Source organism: Microbacterium sp. AC026, assembly GCF_979258475.1.
In genome coordinates, this window is sequence record NZ_OZ409857.1 from 1,500,349 (window position 1) to 1,519,302 (window position 18,954).

Genomic DNA, 18,954 nt, shown 5'->3' on the forward strand with positions numbered 1-18,954 from the left:
GCGTCAGTAGTAGACCGCCAACGGACCGGACGGCCCCTCGACCACCCGCACGGGCGTATCGAACACCCGGGTGAGCACGTCGCCGGTCATGATCTCGGCGGGCGCCCCGAACTCGATGACGGCTCCGTCCTTCATGGCGCAGATGTGGTCGGCGTAGTGCCCCGCGAAGTTGATGTCATGCAGCACGATGACGATCGTGCGCCCCAGCTCCTCCGACGCCCGGCGCAGGTGCTTCATCATCTGCACGGCGTGCTTCATGTCGAGGTTGTTGAGTGGCTCGTCGAGCAGAACGAACTCGGTGTCCTGCGCCAGGACCATGGCGACGTAGGCTCGCTGTCGCTGGCCGCCGGAGAGCTCGTCCAGGTATCGACCTTCGAGGTCCCCGAGATCGAGGAAGTCGATCGCTCTGCTGATGAGCTCCTCGTCGGCGCGCGTCAGCCGGCCCTTCGAATGCGGGAAGCGCCCGAAGCCCACCAGCTGGCGCACGGTGAGACGGGTGACGAAGTGGTTCTCCTGCCGCAGCACCGAGACGATCTTGGCGAGATCCTTCGACTTCGTGGTCGCCACGTCGTATCCGGCGATCTCGATCGCTCCGGCGTCCATGCCGCCGAGCCGGCCGATCATCGTCAGCAGAGTCGACTTTCCCGCGCCGTTCGGACCGATCAGTGCCGTGATGCCGCCGGAGGGGATCCGGAGGTCCACAGGGCCGATCGCGACCTGGTCGCTGTAGTCGCGGCGGACGCCGTCGAGTGTGATCACAGCCTGCCCTTTCTGAGGATGACGACGAGGAACACGGTTCCTCCGACGAGTTCGATGAGGATCGACACCATGCCCTGCGCGTAGAAGACGTTCTTCATGACGAAGTACGCCCCGGCGAGGATCGTGAAGGCGGTGAGCACCGCCACCGGGAAGATGAGCCGGTGGTCGTATGTATCGGCGAACTGGTACGCGAGGGTCGCGACGAGGAAGCCGAGGAACGTCATCGGGCCCACCAGCGCGGTGGAGGTCGCCATCAGCACGGCGACGAGGAAGAGCACGGCATAGAGCTCGCGCTTGTGGTCGAGTCCGAGCGAGCGCGACACGTCGGGTCCGAGCGCGAGGAGATTCAGCCGCCGTGCCCGCAGCCACAGCAGCGCGGACGCGGCGACGCACAGCGGGATCGCGAGCGGCAGGTAGGACGCGTCCGCGTTGGAGACGTTGCCGAACAGGCGAGCCGCCAGCACGTCGAACTCGCTCGGTGTGAGCAGCCGCTGCATGAAGGTCGAGATCGCCCCGAGTCCGCCGCCGATGATGATCCCGATCAGGAGCATGATCTGGAGGTTTCCGTAGCGCCCCGACAGCAGCCATCCGTAGAGCGCCATCGCGAGCCCCACCATGATGACGACCTGCAGGCCGAACTGCCAGACGCCCTGGATCGCGACGAGCCCTGCGACGCCGAACAGGTAGACCGTAGTCGTCTGCACCACCCGATAGAGCGATTCGAACCCCATGATCGACGGCGTGATGATGCGGTTGTTCGTGACCGTCTGAAAGCTCACGGTCGCGATCGCCTGCGCCACCGCGACCACTGCCATCACGGTCACATTCGTCACGCGGAGCTTCGCGATGCGCCAGAACCCAGGCGATCCGATCGGCATGGGGTTGTCCCAGGCGAGCAGGGCGAAGGCGAAGGCCGCGGAGAGGACGATGAGGACGCCCAGCACCAGGGCGTAGCGACGGCGCGCACGCGCGGATGTGAAGGATCCGGAGGTGCGGGCATCGACCGCGAGTGCGCTAGCCACGACGACGCTGCCTCAGCAGGAGGAGGATGAAGACGATCGCGCCGACGATCCCGAGGATCAGCGAGACCGGGACCTCGAACGGCATGATGATCGTGCGGCCGATGATGTCGCAGACCGTGACGATCGCGATGCCCAGCAGACACACCCACGGCAGGTTGCTGCGCAGGTCGTCTCCTCGGACCATCGAGACGACGTTGGGCACGATCAGCCCGAGGAACGGGAGGTTGCCGACGACGACCGTGACGACTCCGGTGGTGACGGCGATCAGCACGGTCCCGAGCAGGATCACGCGGTTGTAGTCGACGCCGACGTTGGTGGCGATCTCCTCCCCGAGTCCGGCGATCGTGAGGCGGTCCGCCACGATGAAGACGACGACCCCGACGACCGCCACGATCCAGAGCATCTCGTACTGCCCGCGGAGCACCGAGGTGAAGCTGCCGGCGAACCAGACGCCGATCGCCTGGAGCGAGTCGGTGACGAGCGCGAAGTACGTCGACACCGATCCGACGACGGCGCCGAGCATGATCCCGACGATCGGGACGATGAGCGACGACCGGAGCGAGACGCGACGCAGGAACGCGAAGAAGACCATCGTGCCGATGAAGGCGGCGATGATGGCGCCCGTCATCCTCAACGGGATCGACGGGTTCGGCACCAGCACCATGACGGTCAGCAGACCGAGCCCTGCCCACTCGGTCGTGCCGGTGGTCGTGGGTTCGACGAAGCGGTTCTGGGTGAGGAGCTGCATCACGAGTCCGGCCATCGCCATGGCGGCTCCCGCGAGGACGAGCGCGATCGTGCGCGGCACGCGGGTGATCTGGAACATCTCCGCGCCGTCCGCGGCCCCCGCGATGTCGTACACACCCGTGAAGAGCGACACGACGAGGAGTGCGACGACGACGAGGATGCCGACGAGCAGCTTCACGTCGAAGAGCCGCCCGACGGAACGGGGCGACTCGATGGATGCGGTGCGGGTGTGGGTGCGGGTCATCATGCGACGCCGGACGGCGGCATCCGCTCGGAGCGGATGCCGCCGGTCGGCCCTACTTCTGCGCGGCCTCGAGCGCGTCGGCGAGGTCCTCGAGGAACGTGGTGTACGTCTGGATGCCCTCGTTCAGGTAGGTGTCCGTGGGCATGTAGACGATCTGCTCGTCAGCGACGGCGGTGACGCCGGCGAGCGCCTCCGAGCTCTCGAGGATCTCGGACGCCTGCACGTAGTCGGGGGTCTCGGCGGCGAAGACCGCATCGCGGTCGAGCACGAGAAGCCAGTCGGGGTTGGAGGAGGCGATCGCCTCGACGGAGATGTCGTCGCCCTGGTGGTCGTCGGAGGCGTCATCGACCTCGAGCGCCGGCGTCAGACCGAGGATGTCGTAGATCGGTCCGAGCGAGCGCCCGACGGTCGGCGCGAGGTACCCGATCTCGCCGCCGGAGGTGTTCACCGCCATGACGGTGTCGGCGTCGTCGTATGCGGCCTTGGCCCGCTCGACGGCCGCGCCGAAATCGTCGACGAGCGCCTGCGCCTCGTCCTGCTTGCCGAAGATCTCGCCGAGGACGGTGGTCTGACGCTTGAGCTCCTCGTCGAAGGGCTCGCCCTCGCGCGGCTCGAGGTCGATGATCGTGGCGTCCGGCACGAGCTCGGCGATCGCCTCGTTGTGCTGGGTGAATCGCTGGCCGCTGATGATGAGGTCGGGTTCGACGGCGACGATCGCCTCGAGGTCGGGCTCGCTGTGCAGGCCGATGTCGACGATCGACTCGTCGTCGAGGTACGACACGGTGTCCGGCATGAGCGCGACAGCGCCGGCCGAGAGCTCGACTCCCCAGTCGGAGAGGGTCTGGAACGTGCGGTTGTCCAGTGCGACGACGGATGCAGGGGGCGTGGCGATCTCGTGCGATCCGCTGTTGTCCTCGACGGTGACCGAGTCCGCTGCGGCTGCGGTCCCCTGCGGCTCGGCGTCGGAGCCGGAGGCGCAGCCGGCGAGGGTGAGGAGGCCGACGAGACCGACGCTCGTAGCGGTGAGGATTCTGGGCATGGACATGGAGAGACTCCTGTTCTGCGGTGATGAGTGCGCGGAAACGGCGCGGGAACGGCGGACTTAGGATGCCCTAACTCCACCTCCAAGATAGGTTAGCCTTACTTTATGAGCGATACGAAATCCCGCTTCTCCATCGAGCGCCGCGGCCTCGATCTGCGCTTCCGCACCGTCACGCTGACCGCCCGGGAATGGCTGGCCCCTGGCTACGTGCGTGTCCGGCTCAGTGGCAGTGACCTCGAGGGCTTCGACTCTCCCGGCTCCGACGACCACATGCGCCTCTTCTTCCCGTCCGGTCCCGTGGAGTCCCTCGAGCAGATGCGGGAGGCGCCGAGTCGCGAGTACACACCTCTCGCCTGGGGCGACGACTGGCTCGACGTCGAGTTCGCGGTGCACGGCGACGCAGGGGTCGGCGCCCCGTGGGCCGCGACCGCTCCGCTGGGTGCATCGATCGGAGTCGGTGGCCCCCGCGGTTCGGCCGTGCTCAGCGGCAGCCCCGGATCCTGGCTTCTCGTCGGAGACGAGACCGCCATCCCGGCGATCCGACGCTTCGCCTCGTCGATACCCGCCGGGGTGCCCGCCCGCATCGTGATCGAGACGGCCTCCGTCGGCCGGGAGATCGAGATCGACACCCCGGTCGACGTGGAATGGCTGCACCGTGGCGACGCCGCCGAAGGCTCCGCCCTCATCGCATTCCTCGACCGCCTGACCGCCGACGATTCGGTCGGCGACGACCCGTTCGTGTTCATCGCCGCCGAGCAGTCGGTCGTGAAGCCCGGGCGCGCGCTGCTCAGCCGGTGGGGCGTCGACTCCGCGAACGCGGTGGTCAAGGGCTATTGGAAGCGAGGCGAAGCGGAGTACCACGCTCCGCACTAGTGCGATCCGGGCGCCGACTGGAAGACTGGACGCATGGCTCTTCTGGATCACCTGGGCATCACCGTCAACGAGCTGGAGCGCGGTCGCGCGCAGTTCCATCCCGTGCTGACGGCCCTCGGCTATCAGAGCGGCGGCGAGGACGACCACTCGATCTCGTGGCACAACGGCGACGAGACCGAGATCATCCTGTACGCCTGGGATGAGGAATCCGGGCCCCATCGTCACGGCCGCGTGGGATGGCAGCACATCGCTTTCTCGGTGTCGACGCGAGACGAGGTCGACCGCCTTCACGCCGTCGCGCGCGATGCGGGATGGTCGGCCGTGCGCGAGCCCAAGGAATATCCGCGATACACGGAGCGCTACTACGCCTCGTTCGTGGAGGATGCCGACGGCATCCGTATCGAGTTCATGCACAACCCGCCGCGCGAGTCCGAGTGACGCGCGAGCTCTGCGGCGGGTGAGCCCGGCTCTCCTGCACACCGAGGCCGGAACACGAGTTCCTCCCACTGTTCGGGATGGCGGTATACAGCGACGCCTCTTCCGATTCCTCGTCTGGAACGATGCGAGGATGACACGGTGCACCTCATGAACGACGCTCAGATCTGGACCATGATCGGGTGCTTCACCGCGCTCATGTTCGGCATGCTCACGGTCGTCTCGACGTTGTTCATCCGCGTGGTGCGCACCGAGATCGGCGGGCTGCGCGGGGAGATGAACGCACAGATCGGCGGACTCCGGGGCGAGATGAACGCCCGCTTCGATGCCGTGAACACGCGGATCGACGGACTCGACCGCGACATGCAGGCCGTCGTCAAGCGCTCATTCGGCCTCGACCGCGACTGACACCGGCAGCCGGCCGCCCGCAGCTTAGACCACGGGTGCGGCGACGGCCTCGGCATCCGTGCGGTCGGTGAAGGCTTCTTTCGGAACGAAAACGAGGATCGCGGCGGCGATCAGCGCGGTCACACCGCAGACCACCCACACGGTGATGTACCCGGCGAATGATCCCGCAGTGCCTTCGACCGCCCCGCTCACGCCGTTGAGGAGCGCGATCCCGAAGATGCACGAGGCGATCGCTCCGCCCACGGTCTTGACCGAGTTCGTGAGGCCTGTCGCGACGCCCGTCTGGGTCGCCGGAGCCGCCGACGCCGCAGCCGCGGGAAGGGCGGCCACGAGAGCACCCGAGCCGAGGCCGACGATGACCATGTTGGTCACCACCTGCACGTACGAATCGTGGAACGGAAGGAACAGCAGGAAGCCGATGCCGACGAGCAGGGATGCGCCCATCAGGGTGATCCGCGGAGTCAGCAGACGAGCGATGAGCGGGAACAGCAGGGCTCCCGCGATCATCGCGATCAGGTAGAGCCCGATGATCAGGGACGTCGCGAAACCCGAGGTTCCGAGCCCGTAGCCGTAGACACCGGGGTCGGTGCGGGCGAATGTCGACAGCGGCGCCTGTGCACCCAGCACGCTCACCCCGAACAGGCCGGCGGTGAGGAAGACCGGGCCGAGTGCCGGCGAGCGGAACATGCGCACGTCGATGAGCGGGTCGTCGCAGCGCAGTTCCCAGAGCACGAACGGGATGACGAGCAGAAGGCCGAGGACGACGACGGCCCAGGACCAGGGGTTGACGAGTCCGCCCTCGAGACGGAGCAGGCTGAGACCCCCGGTGAAGCAGATCAGCGCGAGCGAGATCAGCACGACGCCGACAGTGTCGAAGACACCGCCGGTCGGATCGGGAGACTCCTTCACCCCGAACAGGATCACGAAGAAGCACACGACGATGAGCACGGCGGGGATGAGCAGCACCACCGTCAGGGGCAGGACATCGATCAGGGCTCCACCCACGAGCGCACCGATGATCGCGCCGCCTTCGAGCGCCGCGACGAGGAGTCCCGCGGCCTTCGCCGTGATCGACGAACGCCCCTCCATGCGACGGGAGCGCGACCAGATGAGCGCGATCTCGAGCGGCAGCCAGACGACGTAGAACCCCATCAGCGTCCAGCCGATCAGGAACACGGGGAACGAATCGGTGAAGGGCAGGACGAGCGCCGCCGCGGCGGTGAGCGCCGTCGAGATGAGCAGCATCCGCTTGTGGCCGACCATGTCGCCGAGCTTCGCGAAAGCGGGCACCACCAGAGCCGACAGCATGAGCTGCGTGCCCTCGAGCCAGTTGACATCGGCGTCGTGGATGCCGAGGTGCCGCGCGATGTCTGTGAGCATGGGCGTGTAGTAGCCCTGCAGCACGCCGCTGGTGAACTCGACGAAGGCGAGGAAGCCGACGACGGTGGCGAGGGTTCCCAGAGTTCGGGTGCGCGTCATCGCGGCTCCTCGGTGAAAGGACTGGATCGGGCACCGAAGCGCCCGCGGAGGGTGAGATCACCCTAGCCGCTCGAGGAGCGCCCGATGGAACCGCTCCCCGCTCGAGCGCGACGATCTCGACGTTCTCATCGACGCCGTGGATCGACGCCCGCTGTGCGTTCGACATCTCGAGCGGCGCGAAGCGGTAGACGGCGGGGGCGAAACGGTGGAAGTGGCGGGAGTCCGTCGCCGCCATCATCACGTACGGTACCGCGGGGACTCCCGGGTGAGAGACGGCGAGAGCGTCGGCGAGCAGCGTGAACTGGGCGTTGTCGCTCGCGGACTCGGGCGACGGCTCGCTCGCCTCCTCGACGGATACGGTGATGAGCGGATCCCGGATGCGCCGACGCACCCGCAGCACCGTCTGCTGCGTCGTCTCACCCAGCGCGATGCGCAGGTTGACCGTCGCCGAGGCCTGCGACGGCAGGACGTTCGCGGCAGTGCCGCCCGACTGCATGGTCGGAGCCACCGTTGTGCGCACGAGTGCTGCGGGCTCGCCGCCGAGCGCGGCGAACAGCCGGCCGGTGACCGGCGGGGCCGAGCCGAGCAGCCTGAGCAGATGCCCTGCCAGACCGGGAGTCTGAGCTCCGAGCTGCGACAGCATCCGTCCGATCGCCTTCGACGGACGCGGTCGGAACGTGCGGGGGCCAAGCCGATCGACGGCCCTCGCCACGCGCCGGACCGCTGTGAGAGCGGGCGGTGCCGAGGCGTGACCGCCCTCACCACGCGCCGAGAGCGTGAGCGTCATGACGCCCTTCTCCCCCACGCCGATCATCGCCGCCCGTCCCGGAACGAAGGGCAGCGGCGCATCCACGACGGCGCCGCCCTCGTCCACCACGAGCCACGGGATGATGCCGCGATCGCGCAGGACGCGGGCGATCTCCTCGGCTGCTCGACCGAAGGTCTCCTCATTGCCCCCGAACGACAGGTAGACGTCCCGTGCGGGGGTGAACCCGTCGGCGAGCAGGTTCTCGACCGCCTCGAGCACGACGATCAGCGGACCCTTGTCATCGAGAGCACCACGACCGTAGACGACTCCGTCGGCGATGACGCCCTCGAACGGGGGATGCGTCCATGCGTCGCTCTCGTCGACGGGGACGACGTCATAATGCGCCATCAGCACGACCGGCCCCGCAGCGCCGGCGTCCCTGCCCGTCCAGTGGAAGAGCAGCCCGAAATCGGTGTGCCGTTCGAGTGCGAGATGCTCGTGGACGAGCGGGTAGAGCTGCGCGATCAGAGCGACGAACGACTCGAACGGCTCGGTTCCGCGCTCCTCGACCTCGGCCGACACGGTCGGCAGCTGGATCATCTGCGAAAGCCGTTCGGCGATTCCCGGTCGAGGTTCCGTCACGTCGGCCATCGTATCGCCGGGGACGATTCCCGCCGGCTCGCCGCACTCCGGTCGACGTCCGTCCTGCTCAGCGCCGGCGACGCGAGACAATGGAGGGATGAGCCTGTTCGCCCTGGCGCCCAAGCGCGGTCCGCGCTGGCATCTCGCCACCCAAGCGGCGCTGGGCATCGCGGTGCCGATAGCGGTCATGACCGTGCTCGGCGAGGCGTCGCTCGGCTACGTCGCGGCCTCGGGCGCGTTCACGGTCCTCTTCGCCGGGACGGCACCGGTGATCGATCGGGCGAGGATCCTGCCGTTCGTCGCCGCGGGCCTCATCGTCAGCGCCGCTCTCGGAGTGGCTGTCTCCGCCAACGCCTGGCTCGTGAGCATCGGCGTCGTGGTGGTCGCGGTCGTCAGCGCTGCCCTGGCGTTCGGGTTCCGGCTCGGCCCGCCCGGACCGCTCTTCTTCGTGCTGGTGTTCGGCCTGTCGGCGCACGTCGTGGCGAGCTCGCCCCTGGCACCGCTGACCTACCTCGGGGCACTCGCGGCCGGCTGCGTGTTCTCCTATCTGGTCGCGATGGCGCCGCTTCTGCGTCCCCGAGCGCGCTCGATCTCCGCTCGGCCGCTGAGCGAGCTGCTCCCGGGCCCCGCGTTCACCCCCGATTCGCGCATGCTCGTGATCCGGGTCGCGATCGTCGCCGTCATCGGCGTCCTGCTGGGACTGGTGATCGACCCCACCCGGACGTACTGGATCGTGGGGTCGGCGGTGGCGGTGATCGGCGTGGCCGCCGCCCGTCGCGCCGCCGTCCAGCGCGGACTCCATCGCATGCTCGGAACCGTGGTCGGGGCCGGCGTGTACGCGCTGCTCGCGCTGCTGCATCCGTCGGGGCTGTGGCTCGCTCTGCTGCTGGGCGCGCTGCAGTTCACGATCGAGCTCGTCGTCGTCAGGCACTACGCTCTCGCGCTCGTCTTCATCACCCCTCTGGTGCTTCTGCTGACGGGCGCAGCGACGGGCGAGATCGGTTCGATGGACGTCGCCGGGGAGAGGATCGTCGACACCCTCGTCGGAGCTGCTCTGGGTGCGATCTCCGGCTTGCTGCATCCGCGCGCGACCACGTCTTCCGTGTGACTCCCTCGACGTCTGCCGTCGCACGCGCCATACTCGCAGCATGACCCGTGCGCCTGAGATCGCCGACTACCACCGCAGGCTCAGCTCGGAGGATCGACTGATCTGCGACCTCCTCGCGGACGAGATCGACCGAGCACTCCCCGACGCCGCCGCCAAGGTCTGGCACGCGCACCCGGTCTGGTTCCTCGACGGCAATCCGATCGTCGGATACGACCGCTTGAAGGATGCCGTCCGACTGATGTTCTGGAGCGGCCAGTCGTTCGCAGAGCCCGGACTCGTCGCCTCAGGATCCTTCGAGGCCGCCGAGAAGAGATTCACCTCCGCCTCGGAGATCGACACCGACCGGCTCGCCGTCTGGCTGTCGGAGTCGCGGGTCGTGCAATGGGACTACGAGCACATCCGCACGAACCGGGGCCTCGTCAAGCGCACCTCGTTCTGATCGCGGCTCGGGAACACCGCGAGACGGTGCGCGGTTGCACCTCGAGAGCCGAGAGGAGAGCCATGGAACTGACGCTCGTGACCTCCGCGTTCTGCGGAGCGTGCTCGCGCACCCGCTCGGTCGTGGAGGACGCCGTGCGCTACCTTCCCGACGCGACCGTCACCGAGATCGACGTCGCGAGAGAACCGGATGCCGCGGAGGCGCTCGACATCCGCTTCACCCCGACCGTCATCATCCGCGATGATTCGGGCGCAGAAGTGTTCCGCGCCGAAGGTGTGCCGACGGTGCCTCAGGTGCTCACGGCGGCGGTGAAGGCCCTCCCCGCCTGAGCGCGACGTCGCTCTTGCGGATGTCCGACCCCCGGCGCAGAATGAGCCGCAGCGGGACCGACGGCGGCCCCGCCTGACAAGGCTGGGGGCAGTCATGGCCAATCTCAATCCCTATCTCTCGTTCCGCACCGAGGCGCGACAGGCGATGGAGTTCTATCAGGGCGTGCTCGGCGGTGATCTCGAGATCAACGTGTTCGGCGAGTTCCCCGACATGGTCCAGAACCCGGATCAGCACGATCTCGTGATGCATGCGCAGCTCACGACGCCGGACGGCCTGGTGCTCATGGCCTCAGACACCCCCGACGGCATCCCGTTCGAGCCGCCCCAGGGATTCTCGGTCTCACTCAGCGGCAACTCGCAGGAGAAGACGCAACAGGTCTGGGACGCCCTGTCCGACGGTGCGGCGATCACCATGCCGCTCGACACCCCGCCGTGGGGCGGCACGTTCGGAATGCTCGTCGATCGTTTCGGAGTCCCCTGGATGCTGCACGGCGACCCGGAGTGAGTCGCTCAGCGCAGGGCTTCGGCCTCGATGAACGCTCGGAGCTCGTGCTCGTCGTCGGCCATCTCGGTCCTGCGCTGCGGAGCGTCGAGCATCGCGCGCAGCTCTGAGGAGTACTCGAGCTCGACGCCGATCGCCTCGCGGATCGTCTCGGCGAACTTCTGCGGCTTCGCCGTCTCGAGCACCAGCATGGGCACGCCGGGCTCGACGTTCTCGCGAGCGACCTTGACTCCGTCGGCAGTGTGCGGGTCGATGATGTCCCCCGTCGCCTCGTAGACGGACCTGATCGTCGCGAGCCTGTCGTCGTGCGTCGAGGTGCCGCTGACGATGCCGAACTCCTCGACGAAACGCGCCAGATCGGAGGTGAAATCGAAGAAACCCTGGGTGTCGAGCTCCTGCCAGGCCTTCACGACGCGGCTCGCGTCGCGACCCACGAGTTCGAAGATGAAGCGCTCGAGGTTCGACGCCTTCGAGATGTCCATCGACGGGCTCGAGGTGGCGAGCGTCTGCGCGGCGCTCCGCGGCCGGTAGACGCCGGTGCGGAAGAACTCGTCGAGGACGTTGTTCTCGTTGGCGGCGAGCACGAGGCGACGGATGGGCAGCCCCATCTCCTTCGCGAAGAACCCCGAGAGGATGTTGCCGAAGTTTCCGGACGGCACCGTGAACGACACCTCGGTCCATCCCCCGGCGTCCGTCGCACGCAGCCACGCCCAGAAGTAGTAGACGACCTGGGCGGTGATGCGGGCGAGGTTGATCGAGTTGACCGCACCGAGGTGCTGAGCGCGCTTGAAGTCGAGGTCGCCGGCGAGGGACTTGACGAGGTTCTGGCAATCGTCGAACACGCCGTCGACGACGATGTTGTGGATGTTGTCATCGTCGAGCGAGAACATCTGCGCGCGCTGGAACGCACTCATGCGCCCCTTCGGGGACAGCATGAACACCGAGATGCGGTCCTTGCCGCGAAGAGCGTGCTCGGCAGCCGAGCCGGTGTCTCCCGAGGTCGCGCCGAGGATGTTGAGGACAGAGCCCTTGCGCTCGAGCGCGTACTCGACGACCTGCCCGAGGAACTGCATGGCCATGTCCTTGAAAGCGAGGGTCGGCCCCTCGGAGAGACCCACCAGGGTGAGATCGTCGCCGATCGACCGCAGGGGCACGACCTCTTCAGGGAACGGCTCGTAGGCGGCCTCCGTCATGCGGGCGAGATCGGCCCGCGGGATGTCCGTGGCGAAGAGACCGAGCACCTCGGTGGCGAGCTGCGGATACGTCAGGGCACGCCAGCGCTCGAGCGTCTCTCCGTCGACCGTGGGCATCGTCTCGGGGACGGCCAGTCCTCCGTCGGGCGCGAGCCCCTCGAGCAGGGTCTCGCAGTACGGCAGCGGCTGCATGCCGCCTCGGGTGGAGATGTACTGCACGGGAGCTCCTCGGTTCGGGATCGGCACGGGGCTTCCATTGTCGCAGGTGGGCGCGGGGTGATTTCACGATCAGGATGCGCGTCTCACGACATAGCGCGTTCATCGCGCGGAGGCAATGGTGTTCCGCTGTGAACTCGTATCTCTTAGCGTGGACCCCATCAACAGAACAGGAGCCCTCATGACTGCGAAGACCCATACCGCGCATGACCACAAGCCCGCGGACGGCCAGGCTCCCACGACAGCCTCGACGCCGGCCGAACCCTCTACGAGCGTGTCGACCTCGATCGCTACGTCGTGCTGCACGACGGCCCCGTCGGATACGTCGAGCACGTGCATCCTGTCTTCGTCTGCTATGTCGGCCACCCCTACCCGCACGCCGACGAGATCGCTCAGGTGCATGACTTCCACGACGCGGTGAGGACTGTCCTGCACCGCGCCGTCTCGAAGCGGCGCGCTCAGTGAGCCACGAGGTCTGGCCCGGTTCCCCTACCCGCTCGGCGCGACCTTCGACGGCCAGGGCACGAACTTCGCCCTGTTCCGCGAGGGCGCCGAGAAGGTCGAACTGTGCCTGTTCGACGACGACGGCAGCGAGGAGCGCGTCCCGCTCGAAGAGGTCGACGCGTTCGTCTGGCACGGCTATCTGCCCTCCGTGCAGCCGGGACAGCTCTACGGATACCGCGTGCACGGACCGTACGACCCCGCTCAGGGAAAGCGATTCAACCCGAACAAGCTCCTCCTCGACCCGTACGCGAAATCCGTGGCCGGCCGGGTCGACTGGGGGCAGCCCCTGTTCGGCTACGACTTCGGCGACCCCGATTCCCGCAACGATGAAGACTCCGCCGCGACGATGGTCAAGGGCGTCGTCGTGAACCCGTTCTTCGAGTGGGCGGGCGACCGACTGCCCAAGACCCCTTACGCACAGAGCGTGATCTACGAGGCGCACGTCAAGGGACTGACCCAGCTGCACCCGGACATCCCCGAGGAGCTGCGGGGCACGTATGCGGCCATCGGCCACCCGTCGGTCATCGAGCACCTGGTGCACCTCGGCGTCACCGCGATCGAGCTGATGCCGGTGCATCAGTTCGTCTACGACTCGACCCTCGAGGAAAAGGGCCTCACGAACTACTGGGGCTACAACACGCTCGCCTTCTTCGCGCCGCACAACGACTACTCCTCCAGCGGGCAGCACGGTCAGCAGGTGCAGGAGTTCAAGGCCATGGTGCGCGCACTGCACTCGGCGGGGATCGAGGTCATCCTCGACGTGGTCTACAACCACACCGCCGAGGGCAACCACATGGGGCCGATGCTGTCGATGCGGGGCATCGACAACGAGGCGTACTACCGCCTCGAAGAGGACCGTCGCTACTACACCGACTACACGGGCACGGGCAACAGCCTCAACGCCGGCAACCCGCACGCGCTGCAGCTGATCATGGACTCGCTGCGGTACTGGGTCACGGAGATGCATGTCGACGGCTTCCGCTTCGATCTCGCCTCGACTCTCGCGCGCGAGTTCTACGACGTCGACCGTCTCGCGGCCTTCTTCGAGCTGGTGCAGCAGGATCCGATCGTCTCGCAGGTGAAGCTCATCGCCGAGCCGTGGGATGTGGGCCCCGGCGGATACCAGGTCGGCAACTTCCTCCGCAGTGGACGGAGTGGAACGGCAAGTACCGCGACACCGTGCGCGACTTCTGGCGCGGTGAGCCGCAGGCGCTCGGCGAGTTCGCATCGCGTCTCACCGGTTCCGCCGACCTGTACGAGCACTCCGGTCGGCGTCCCGTGGCGTCGATCAACTTCGTCACCGCTCACGACGGCTTCACGCTGCGCGACCTCGTGTCGTACAACGAGAAGCACAACGAGGCCAACGGCGAGGACAACAACGACGGCGAATCCCACAACCGCTCGAGCAACAACGGCGTCGAGGGGTCCACCGACGACGAGACGATCAACCGCGTCCGCGCCCGACAGCAGCGCAACTTCCTCGCGACACTGCTGCTGTCGCAGGGAGTGCCGATGATCGCGCACGGCGACGAGCTCGGTCGCACCCAGGACGGCAACAACAACGGTTACGCGCAGGACAACGAGCTCACCTGGGTCGATTGGGAGGCGGCGGATCGTCCTCTCGTCGAGTTCACGGCAGCGGTGGCGAGACTGCGCCGCATGCACCCGACGTTCCGCCGCAGCCGGTTCTTCGACGGCCGGCCGGTGCGGTCGGAGGACGGCGAACGAGTGCCGGATGTGGTCTGGCTGCGACCCGACGGCCGCCGGATGGAGCCCGAGGACTGGGATTCCGGATTCGGTCTCGCGATCGGCATGTTCTTGAACGGACAAGGCATCCGCGAGAAGGACCGCCGTGGACAGCCGGTGACGGATCAGAACTTCCTCGTCTACTTCCACAGCGGGACGGAGGCTATCGACGCCGTGCTCCCCGACGAGCGCCACGGGCGTGCGTGGGAGGTCGCCGTCGACACCGCCGGCGACCGTGCCGGAGGCGACGCGATCGACGCCGGCGCTCCGGTGACCCTCGAAGCCAACTCGATGCTGGTGCTGCGCGAAGTCGATCAGACCGAGGTGCCGACGGACGACTCCGTCGAGGCCTCGCTGCGCATCCAGACCGAGCGCGCCGAAGCTCCGTCACCCGCCCCGACCCCGGAGCTGCCTCGATGACCCACCGCCCGCTCTCGACCTATCGTCTGCAGATCCGAGCGGGTTTCACGCTCGACGACGCGGCATCGATCACGGAGTACCTCACCGAGCTGGGTGCCTCGTGGGCGTACCTCTCACCACTGCTCGCGGCCGTGCCGGGGTCGGACCACGGCTACGACGTCGTCGATCATTCCCGGGTCGACGATGCCCGCGGTGGCCCCGAGGGGCTCGAGCGCTTCTCCGCCGCGGCCCGCTCAGCGGGGCTCGGGGTCCTCGTCGACATCGTCCCGAACCACGTCGGCGTGGCCGTCCCGCGCGCGAACCTCTGGTGGTGGGATCTGCTGCGGCTCGGGCGCTCATCGCGCCATGCGCTGGCATTCGACGTCGACCCGCGACTGTCCGACGGACGGGTGCGACTGCCGATCCTCGGGTCGTCGCTCGCGGAGGTGCTGTCAGCCGATGAGATCGTCGTCGACACGACCCCGGCCGACGATGCCCCCGACGGAACGCTGTCGTACTTCGACCACGTGCTTCCCCTGGCACCGGGATCGGGAGAGCTCGCAGACGATCTGCCTGCCCTCCTCGACGCCCAGCACTACGAGCTGCGGTTCTGGGAGGACCAGAACACCGACCTCGACTACCGTCGGTTCTTCGCCGTGTCCGAGCTCGCCGGCATCCGCGTCGAGATCCCGGATGTCTTCGAGGAGTCGCACCGCGAGATCGCCCGGTGGATCACCGACGGTCTGGCCGACGGACTCCGCGTCGACCATCCCGACGGGCTGACGGATCCCGGCGAGTACCTCGAGCGACTCGCCGACATCACCCGCGGCGCGTACACGGTCGTCGAGAAGATCCTCGAACCGGGTGAGCAGCTGCCGTCCTGGTGGCGCACCGACGGCACGACCGGCTACGACGCGATGGGCGAGATCGACCGCGTGCTGATCGACGGCGACGGAGTCGCAGCCCTCGACCTCCTCGACTCGCGGCTGCGGGACGAGACCGGTCTGCCGGCCGCGAAGTCCTGGGCCGACCTGATCCACTCCACGAAGCGGATGATCGCCGACGACCTCCTGCAGTCCGAGGTGCGACGCCTCGTCAGGGCTCTGCCGTTCGGCGTGGTCGGCGCCGAGGACGCGCTCGCCGAGATCGTGGCGAGCTTCCCGGTCTACCGGTCCTACCTCCCGGCGGGACGCGAGCATCTGCAGCACGCGATCGACGACGCCGCACGGCGCCGCCCCGACCTCGCGGGATCGATCGCCGAGCTGACGCCCCTGCTGCTCGACACCTCGCTCGAAGTCTCGCAGCGCTTTCCGCAGGTGACGGGAGCGGTGATGGCCAAGGGTGTGGAGGACACCGCGTTCTACCGCCACACCCGCCTCGGCACCCTCACCGAGGTCGGCGGCGATCCCTCGATCGCCTCCGTCTCGGTCGACGAGTTCCATGACGCCCAGCAGGCGCGGCTCGCGTCGTGGCCGTACTCGCTCACCGCTCTGTCGACCCATGACACCAAGCGATCCGAGGACGTCCGTGCGCGTCTGTCGGTGCTCTCCGAGATTCCGGACCGCTGGGCGCAGGTGCTGACCGAGCTCCGTGCCGTCGCCTCGACAGGACACGGGCCACTCGATTCCCTTCTCTGGCAGGCCGCGGTCGGAGCATGGCCGATCTCGTCGGAGCGCCTGCTCGCCTACGGGCTGAAGGCCGCGCGCGAGGCTGCGGAATCGACCGGATGGCAGCATCCGGATCTCGAGTTCGAGAAGGGCGTCGACGCGATCGCCGAGGCGGCGAACGGGCGGGCTCGACCGATCCTCGAGGGATTCGTCGGCGAGATCGTCGACCCCGGTCGAGTCAACTCGCTGTCCGCGAAGCTCCTGCAGCTCGCAGCCCCCGGTGTGCCCGACGTCTACCAGGGCACCGAGCTGTGGGACCACTCGCTCGTCGACCCCGACAACCGGCGGCCGGTCGATTTCGCAGCGCGTTCGGCGATGCTGGGTCGACTCGATGCCGACGTCTCTCGCGGCATCCTTCCTCCCATCGACGACTCGGGCCTCGCGAAGATGCTCGTCACGTCGCGCACGTTGCGTCTGCGCCGGGACAACCCCGAGCTCTTCTACCGGTATCGCCCGGGCGGTGTCGCCGGTGAGGCGTCGGATCATGTGGTCGCGATGGACCGGGGCGGTGTGCTGGCGGTGGCGTCGCGTCTGCCCGTCGGACTCGAGCGCCGCGGCGGATGGGGCGACACCGTGCTGCTGCGCCGCGAACTGCCGGCGACGGACGCGATCACCGGTCGCCGCTTCGGCCGCGGTCCGGTCCGGCTGGCCGACCTGCTCGACACGTATCCGGTCGCGCTGCTGGTGGACGAGCGATGATCTCGGTCTGGGCTCCCCGCGCCGACAGCGTGCGGCTGCGTCGTCTGACACCCGCGTGCACCACGATCTCGGAGCACGACCTCACGTCGGCTGATGACGGTTCGGGATGGTGGAGCACCGATGTGGCGATGTCCGAGGGCGAGCGCTATGGCTTCCTCCTCGGCGACAGCAACGACCTGCGCCCTGATCCGCGGTCGCTGCGGCAGCCGCGGGGCGTGCACGGGCCCTCGGCTCTCTTCGATCCGGCCCGCTTCGAGTGGACCGACGGGGACTGGCGCGGTGCGCCGCTCGACGGTGGCGTGATCTACGAGCTGCACGTCGGGACATTCACACCGGACGGCACGCTCGACGCGCTCATCGGGCATCTCGATCACCTCGTCGAACTCGGCATCACGCATGTCGAGCTGCTCCCGGTCAACGCGTTCAGCGGCGACTGGAACTGGGGTTACGACGGCGTGCTCTGGTACGCCGTGCATGAGGGGTACGGCGGACCCGCCGCATACCAGCGGTTCGTCGACGCCGCCCACTCACGCGGCATCGCGGTGATCCAGGACGTCGTCTACAACCACCTCGGACCCAGCGGCAACTACCTGCCCGAGTTCGGTCCGTATCTGCGCGAGGGCCGGCACACGGCGTGGGGCGACTCGGTGAACCTCGACGAGCCGGCCGTGCGCGAGTACATCATCGAGAACGCGCTGATGTGGCTCCGTGACTTCCACGTCGACGGGCTGCGGCTCGACGCCGTGCACGCACTGCACGACGAGAGCACCCCGCACCTCCTGCACGAGCTGTCCGAGCGCGTCGATGCGCTCGCTCGCGAGGTCGATCGCCCGCTGAGCCTGATCGCCGAGTCGGATCTGAACGACCCGGTCATGGTCCTCTCCCACGAGGAGGAGGGAACGGCCTCACCGCGCAGTGGTCAGACGACTGGCATCACGCGGTGCACGTCGCGCTCACCGGCGAGACCGACGGGTACTACGCCGACTTCGCCGCGCCGGACGCGCTGGCGAAGGTCACTCAGACCGGGTTCTTCCACGACGGGACGTACTCGTCGTTCCGCGGGCGCACGCACGGCGCGCCGCTGCCGCCGAGCGTCCCTGCCTGGCGACTGGTCACATTCGCGCAGGACCACGACCAGATCGGCAACCGTGCAGCGGGAGATCGGCTGACCGCTTCGCTCTCCTCCGATCGACTCGCCGTCGCCGCGGTTCTCACCCTGACCGCACCGGGCACCCCCATGCTGTTCATGGGCGAGGAATGGGCTGCGTCCACCCCGTGGCAGTTCTTCACCTCGCACAAAGAACCGGAGCTCGCGAAAGCCACCGCGGAGGGGCGGATCGCGGAGTTCGCGCGCATGGGGTGGGACCCGGCCGCCGTGCCCGACCCACAGGACCCGGCTACGTTCGAGCGATCGCGGCTGGACTGGAGCGAGCTCGCATCGGCATCGCACGCCCGCATCTTCGATCTGTATCGACGCCTGATCGCCCTGCGGCGCGAGGTGCCCGAGTTGACCGATCCCGAGATGTCGCACAACCACGTCATCGTGTCGAAGACGGAGGGCGCACCGGAGAAACGGGCCTACCGGATCGAACGAGGCGAGGTGTCGGTGCTCGTGAATCTCGCCGAGCAGGAGGTGGAGTTCGATCTCGCCCCCGACTCGCGGATACTGCTGGAGACGGCGCCCGTGCGGACGATCGCGCGGACCATCGTGCTCGCACCCGAGTCCGCGGCGATCGTCGCACCTGCGCGCTGA

General features: G+C 67.9%; 15 protein-coding genes and 3 pseudogenes. 11 read left to right on the plus strand and 7 right to left on the minus strand.

Annotated features, from left to right (window positions below; translation table 11 throughout):
* Window positions 1-3: 3 nt before the first annotated feature.
* From ACZZ93_RS07555 to ACZZ93_RS07570, 4 genes are read right to left on the minus strand one after another with little or no spacing between them, the layout of a single operon-like run.
* Window positions 4-759, minus strand: a complete 756-nt coding sequence (locus tag ACZZ93_RS07555) for an iron ABC transporter ATP-binding protein (RefSeq protein WP_285365125.1) — start codon at window positions 757-759, stop codon at window positions 4-6.
* The gene (locus ACZZ93_RS07560; RefSeq protein WP_187249980.1) at window positions 756-1,781 is read right to left on the minus strand and encodes an iron chelate uptake ABC transporter family permease subunit; all 1,026 of its coding nucleotides are present in this window, start codon (window positions 1,779-1,781) and stop codon (window positions 756-758) included. The genes ACZZ93_RS07555 and ACZZ93_RS07560 overlap by 4 nt, the downstream gene beginning before the upstream one ends.
* Window positions 1,774-2,772, minus strand: a complete 999-nt coding sequence (locus tag ACZZ93_RS07565) for an iron chelate uptake ABC transporter family permease subunit (protein ID WP_463510784.1) — start codon at window positions 2,770-2,772, stop codon at window positions 1,774-1,776. Before ACZZ93_RS07565 ends, ACZZ93_RS07560 begins: the two co-directional genes overlap by 8 nt.
* Before the next feature lie 52 nt (window positions 2,773-2,824).
* Complete coding sequence (locus tag ACZZ93_RS07570; protein WP_463510785.1) at window positions 2,825-3,817, minus strand: siderophore ABC transporter substrate-binding protein; 993 nt, start codon at window positions 3,815-3,817, stop codon at window positions 2,825-2,827.
* Window positions 3,818-3,919: 102 nt separating this feature from the next.
* Here ACZZ93_RS07570 and ACZZ93_RS07575 point away from each other — a divergent pair, with 102 nt between their 5' ends.
* From ACZZ93_RS07575 to ACZZ93_RS07585, 3 genes are all read left to right on the plus strand, one after another.
* The gene (locus ACZZ93_RS07575) at window positions 3,920-4,687 is read left to right on the plus strand and encodes a siderophore-interacting protein (RefSeq protein WP_187249977.1); all 768 of its coding nucleotides are present in this window, start codon (window positions 3,920-3,922) and stop codon (window positions 4,685-4,687) included.
* Between the two features lie 33 nt (window positions 4,688-4,720).
* Complete coding sequence (locus ACZZ93_RS07580) at window positions 4,721-5,125, plus strand: VOC family protein (RefSeq protein WP_053098827.1); 405 nt, start codon at window positions 4,721-4,723, stop codon at window positions 5,123-5,125.
* A 147-nt stretch (window positions 5,126-5,272) separates the two neighbouring features.
* On the plus strand, window positions 5,273-5,530 hold the full coding sequence (locus ACZZ93_RS07585; protein WP_072592217.1) for a hypothetical protein: 258 nt from the start codon (window positions 5,273-5,275) through the stop codon (window positions 5,528-5,530).
* Window positions 5,531-5,554: 24 nt separating this feature from the next.
* Here the strand turns inward: ACZZ93_RS07585 and ACZZ93_RS07590 are convergent, their stop codons facing one another.
* Together ACZZ93_RS07590 and ACZZ93_RS07595 are read right to left on the minus strand one after the other, a co-directional pair.
* On the minus strand, window positions 5,555-7,009 hold the full coding sequence (locus ACZZ93_RS07590) for an MFS transporter (RefSeq protein WP_463510786.1): 1,455 nt from the start codon (window positions 7,007-7,009) through the stop codon (window positions 5,555-5,557).
* A 151-nt stretch (window positions 7,010-7,160) separates the two neighbouring features.
* A pseudogene (locus tag ACZZ93_RS07595) lies at window positions 7,161-8,588 on the minus strand (M20/M25/M40 family metallo-hydrolase); the annotation flags it as partial.
* Between ACZZ93_RS07595 and ACZZ93_RS07600 the strand changes: the two are divergent.
* The 4 genes from ACZZ93_RS07600 to ACZZ93_RS07615 all read left to right on the plus strand — a co-directional run bounded on the left by ACZZ93_RS07600 (window position 8,497) and on the right by ACZZ93_RS07615 (window position 10,780).
* Entirely contained in the window at window positions 8,497-9,507 is a 1,011-nt protein-coding gene (locus ACZZ93_RS07600; protein WP_053098824.1) for an FUSC family protein, read from the plus strand. The pseudogene ACZZ93_RS07595 and the gene ACZZ93_RS07600 sit on opposite strands and share 92 nt — an antisense overlap.
* 40 nt (window positions 9,508-9,547) lie before the next feature.
* Window positions 9,548-9,946, plus strand: a complete 399-nt coding sequence (locus ACZZ93_RS07605) for a DUF1801 domain-containing protein (protein WP_053098823.1) — start codon at window positions 9,548-9,550, stop codon at window positions 9,944-9,946.
* Window positions 9,947-10,008: 62 nt separating this feature from the next.
* Entirely contained in the window at window positions 10,009-10,275 is a 267-nt protein-coding gene (locus ACZZ93_RS07610) for a thioredoxin domain-containing protein (RefSeq protein WP_053098822.1), read from the plus strand.
* A 94-nt stretch (window positions 10,276-10,369) separates the two neighbouring features.
* Window positions 10,370-10,780: a VOC family protein gene (locus ACZZ93_RS07615; protein ID WP_053098821.1), complete on the plus strand. Its 411-nt coding sequence runs from the start codon at window positions 10,370-10,372 to the stop codon at window positions 10,778-10,780.
* Between the two features lie 5 nt (window positions 10,781-10,785).
* Here the strand turns inward: ACZZ93_RS07615 and thrC are convergent, their stop codons facing one another.
* Window positions 10,786-12,189 (minus strand): threonine synthase, encoded by a 1,404-nt coding sequence (thrC, locus tag ACZZ93_RS07620; RefSeq protein ID WP_072592216.1) that lies wholly within the window; start codon window positions 12,187-12,189, stop codon window positions 10,786-10,788.
* A 294-nt stretch (window positions 12,190-12,483) separates the two neighbouring features.
* On the opposite strand from thrC, the gene ACZZ93_RS07625 reads away from it, so the two are divergent.
* The 4 genes and pseudogenes from ACZZ93_RS07625 (at window position 12,484) to treZ (ending at window position 18,954) form a co-directional block, all read left to right on the plus strand.
* A complete protein-coding gene (locus ACZZ93_RS07625) occupies window positions 12,484-12,651 on the plus strand; it encodes a hypothetical protein (RefSeq protein WP_463510787.1) in 168 nt (55 codons plus the stop codon).
* Window positions 12,648-14,856: pseudogene (gene glgX, locus ACZZ93_RS07630) on the plus strand (glycogen debranching protein GlgX). The gene ACZZ93_RS07625 and the pseudogene glgX overlap by 4 nt, the downstream one beginning before the upstream one ends.
* Window positions 14,853-17,201, plus strand: coding sequence for a malto-oligosyltrehalose synthase (gene treY / locus ACZZ93_RS07635; RefSeq protein WP_463510788.1), 2,349 nt, complete (start codon window positions 14,853-14,855; stop codon window positions 17,199-17,201). The pseudogene glgX and the gene treY overlap by 4 nt, the downstream one beginning before the upstream one ends.
* Window positions 17,198-18,954, plus strand: a pseudogene (treZ, locus tag ACZZ93_RS07640) (malto-oligosyltrehalose trehalohydrolase). Before treY ends, treZ begins: the two are co-directional and overlap by 4 nt.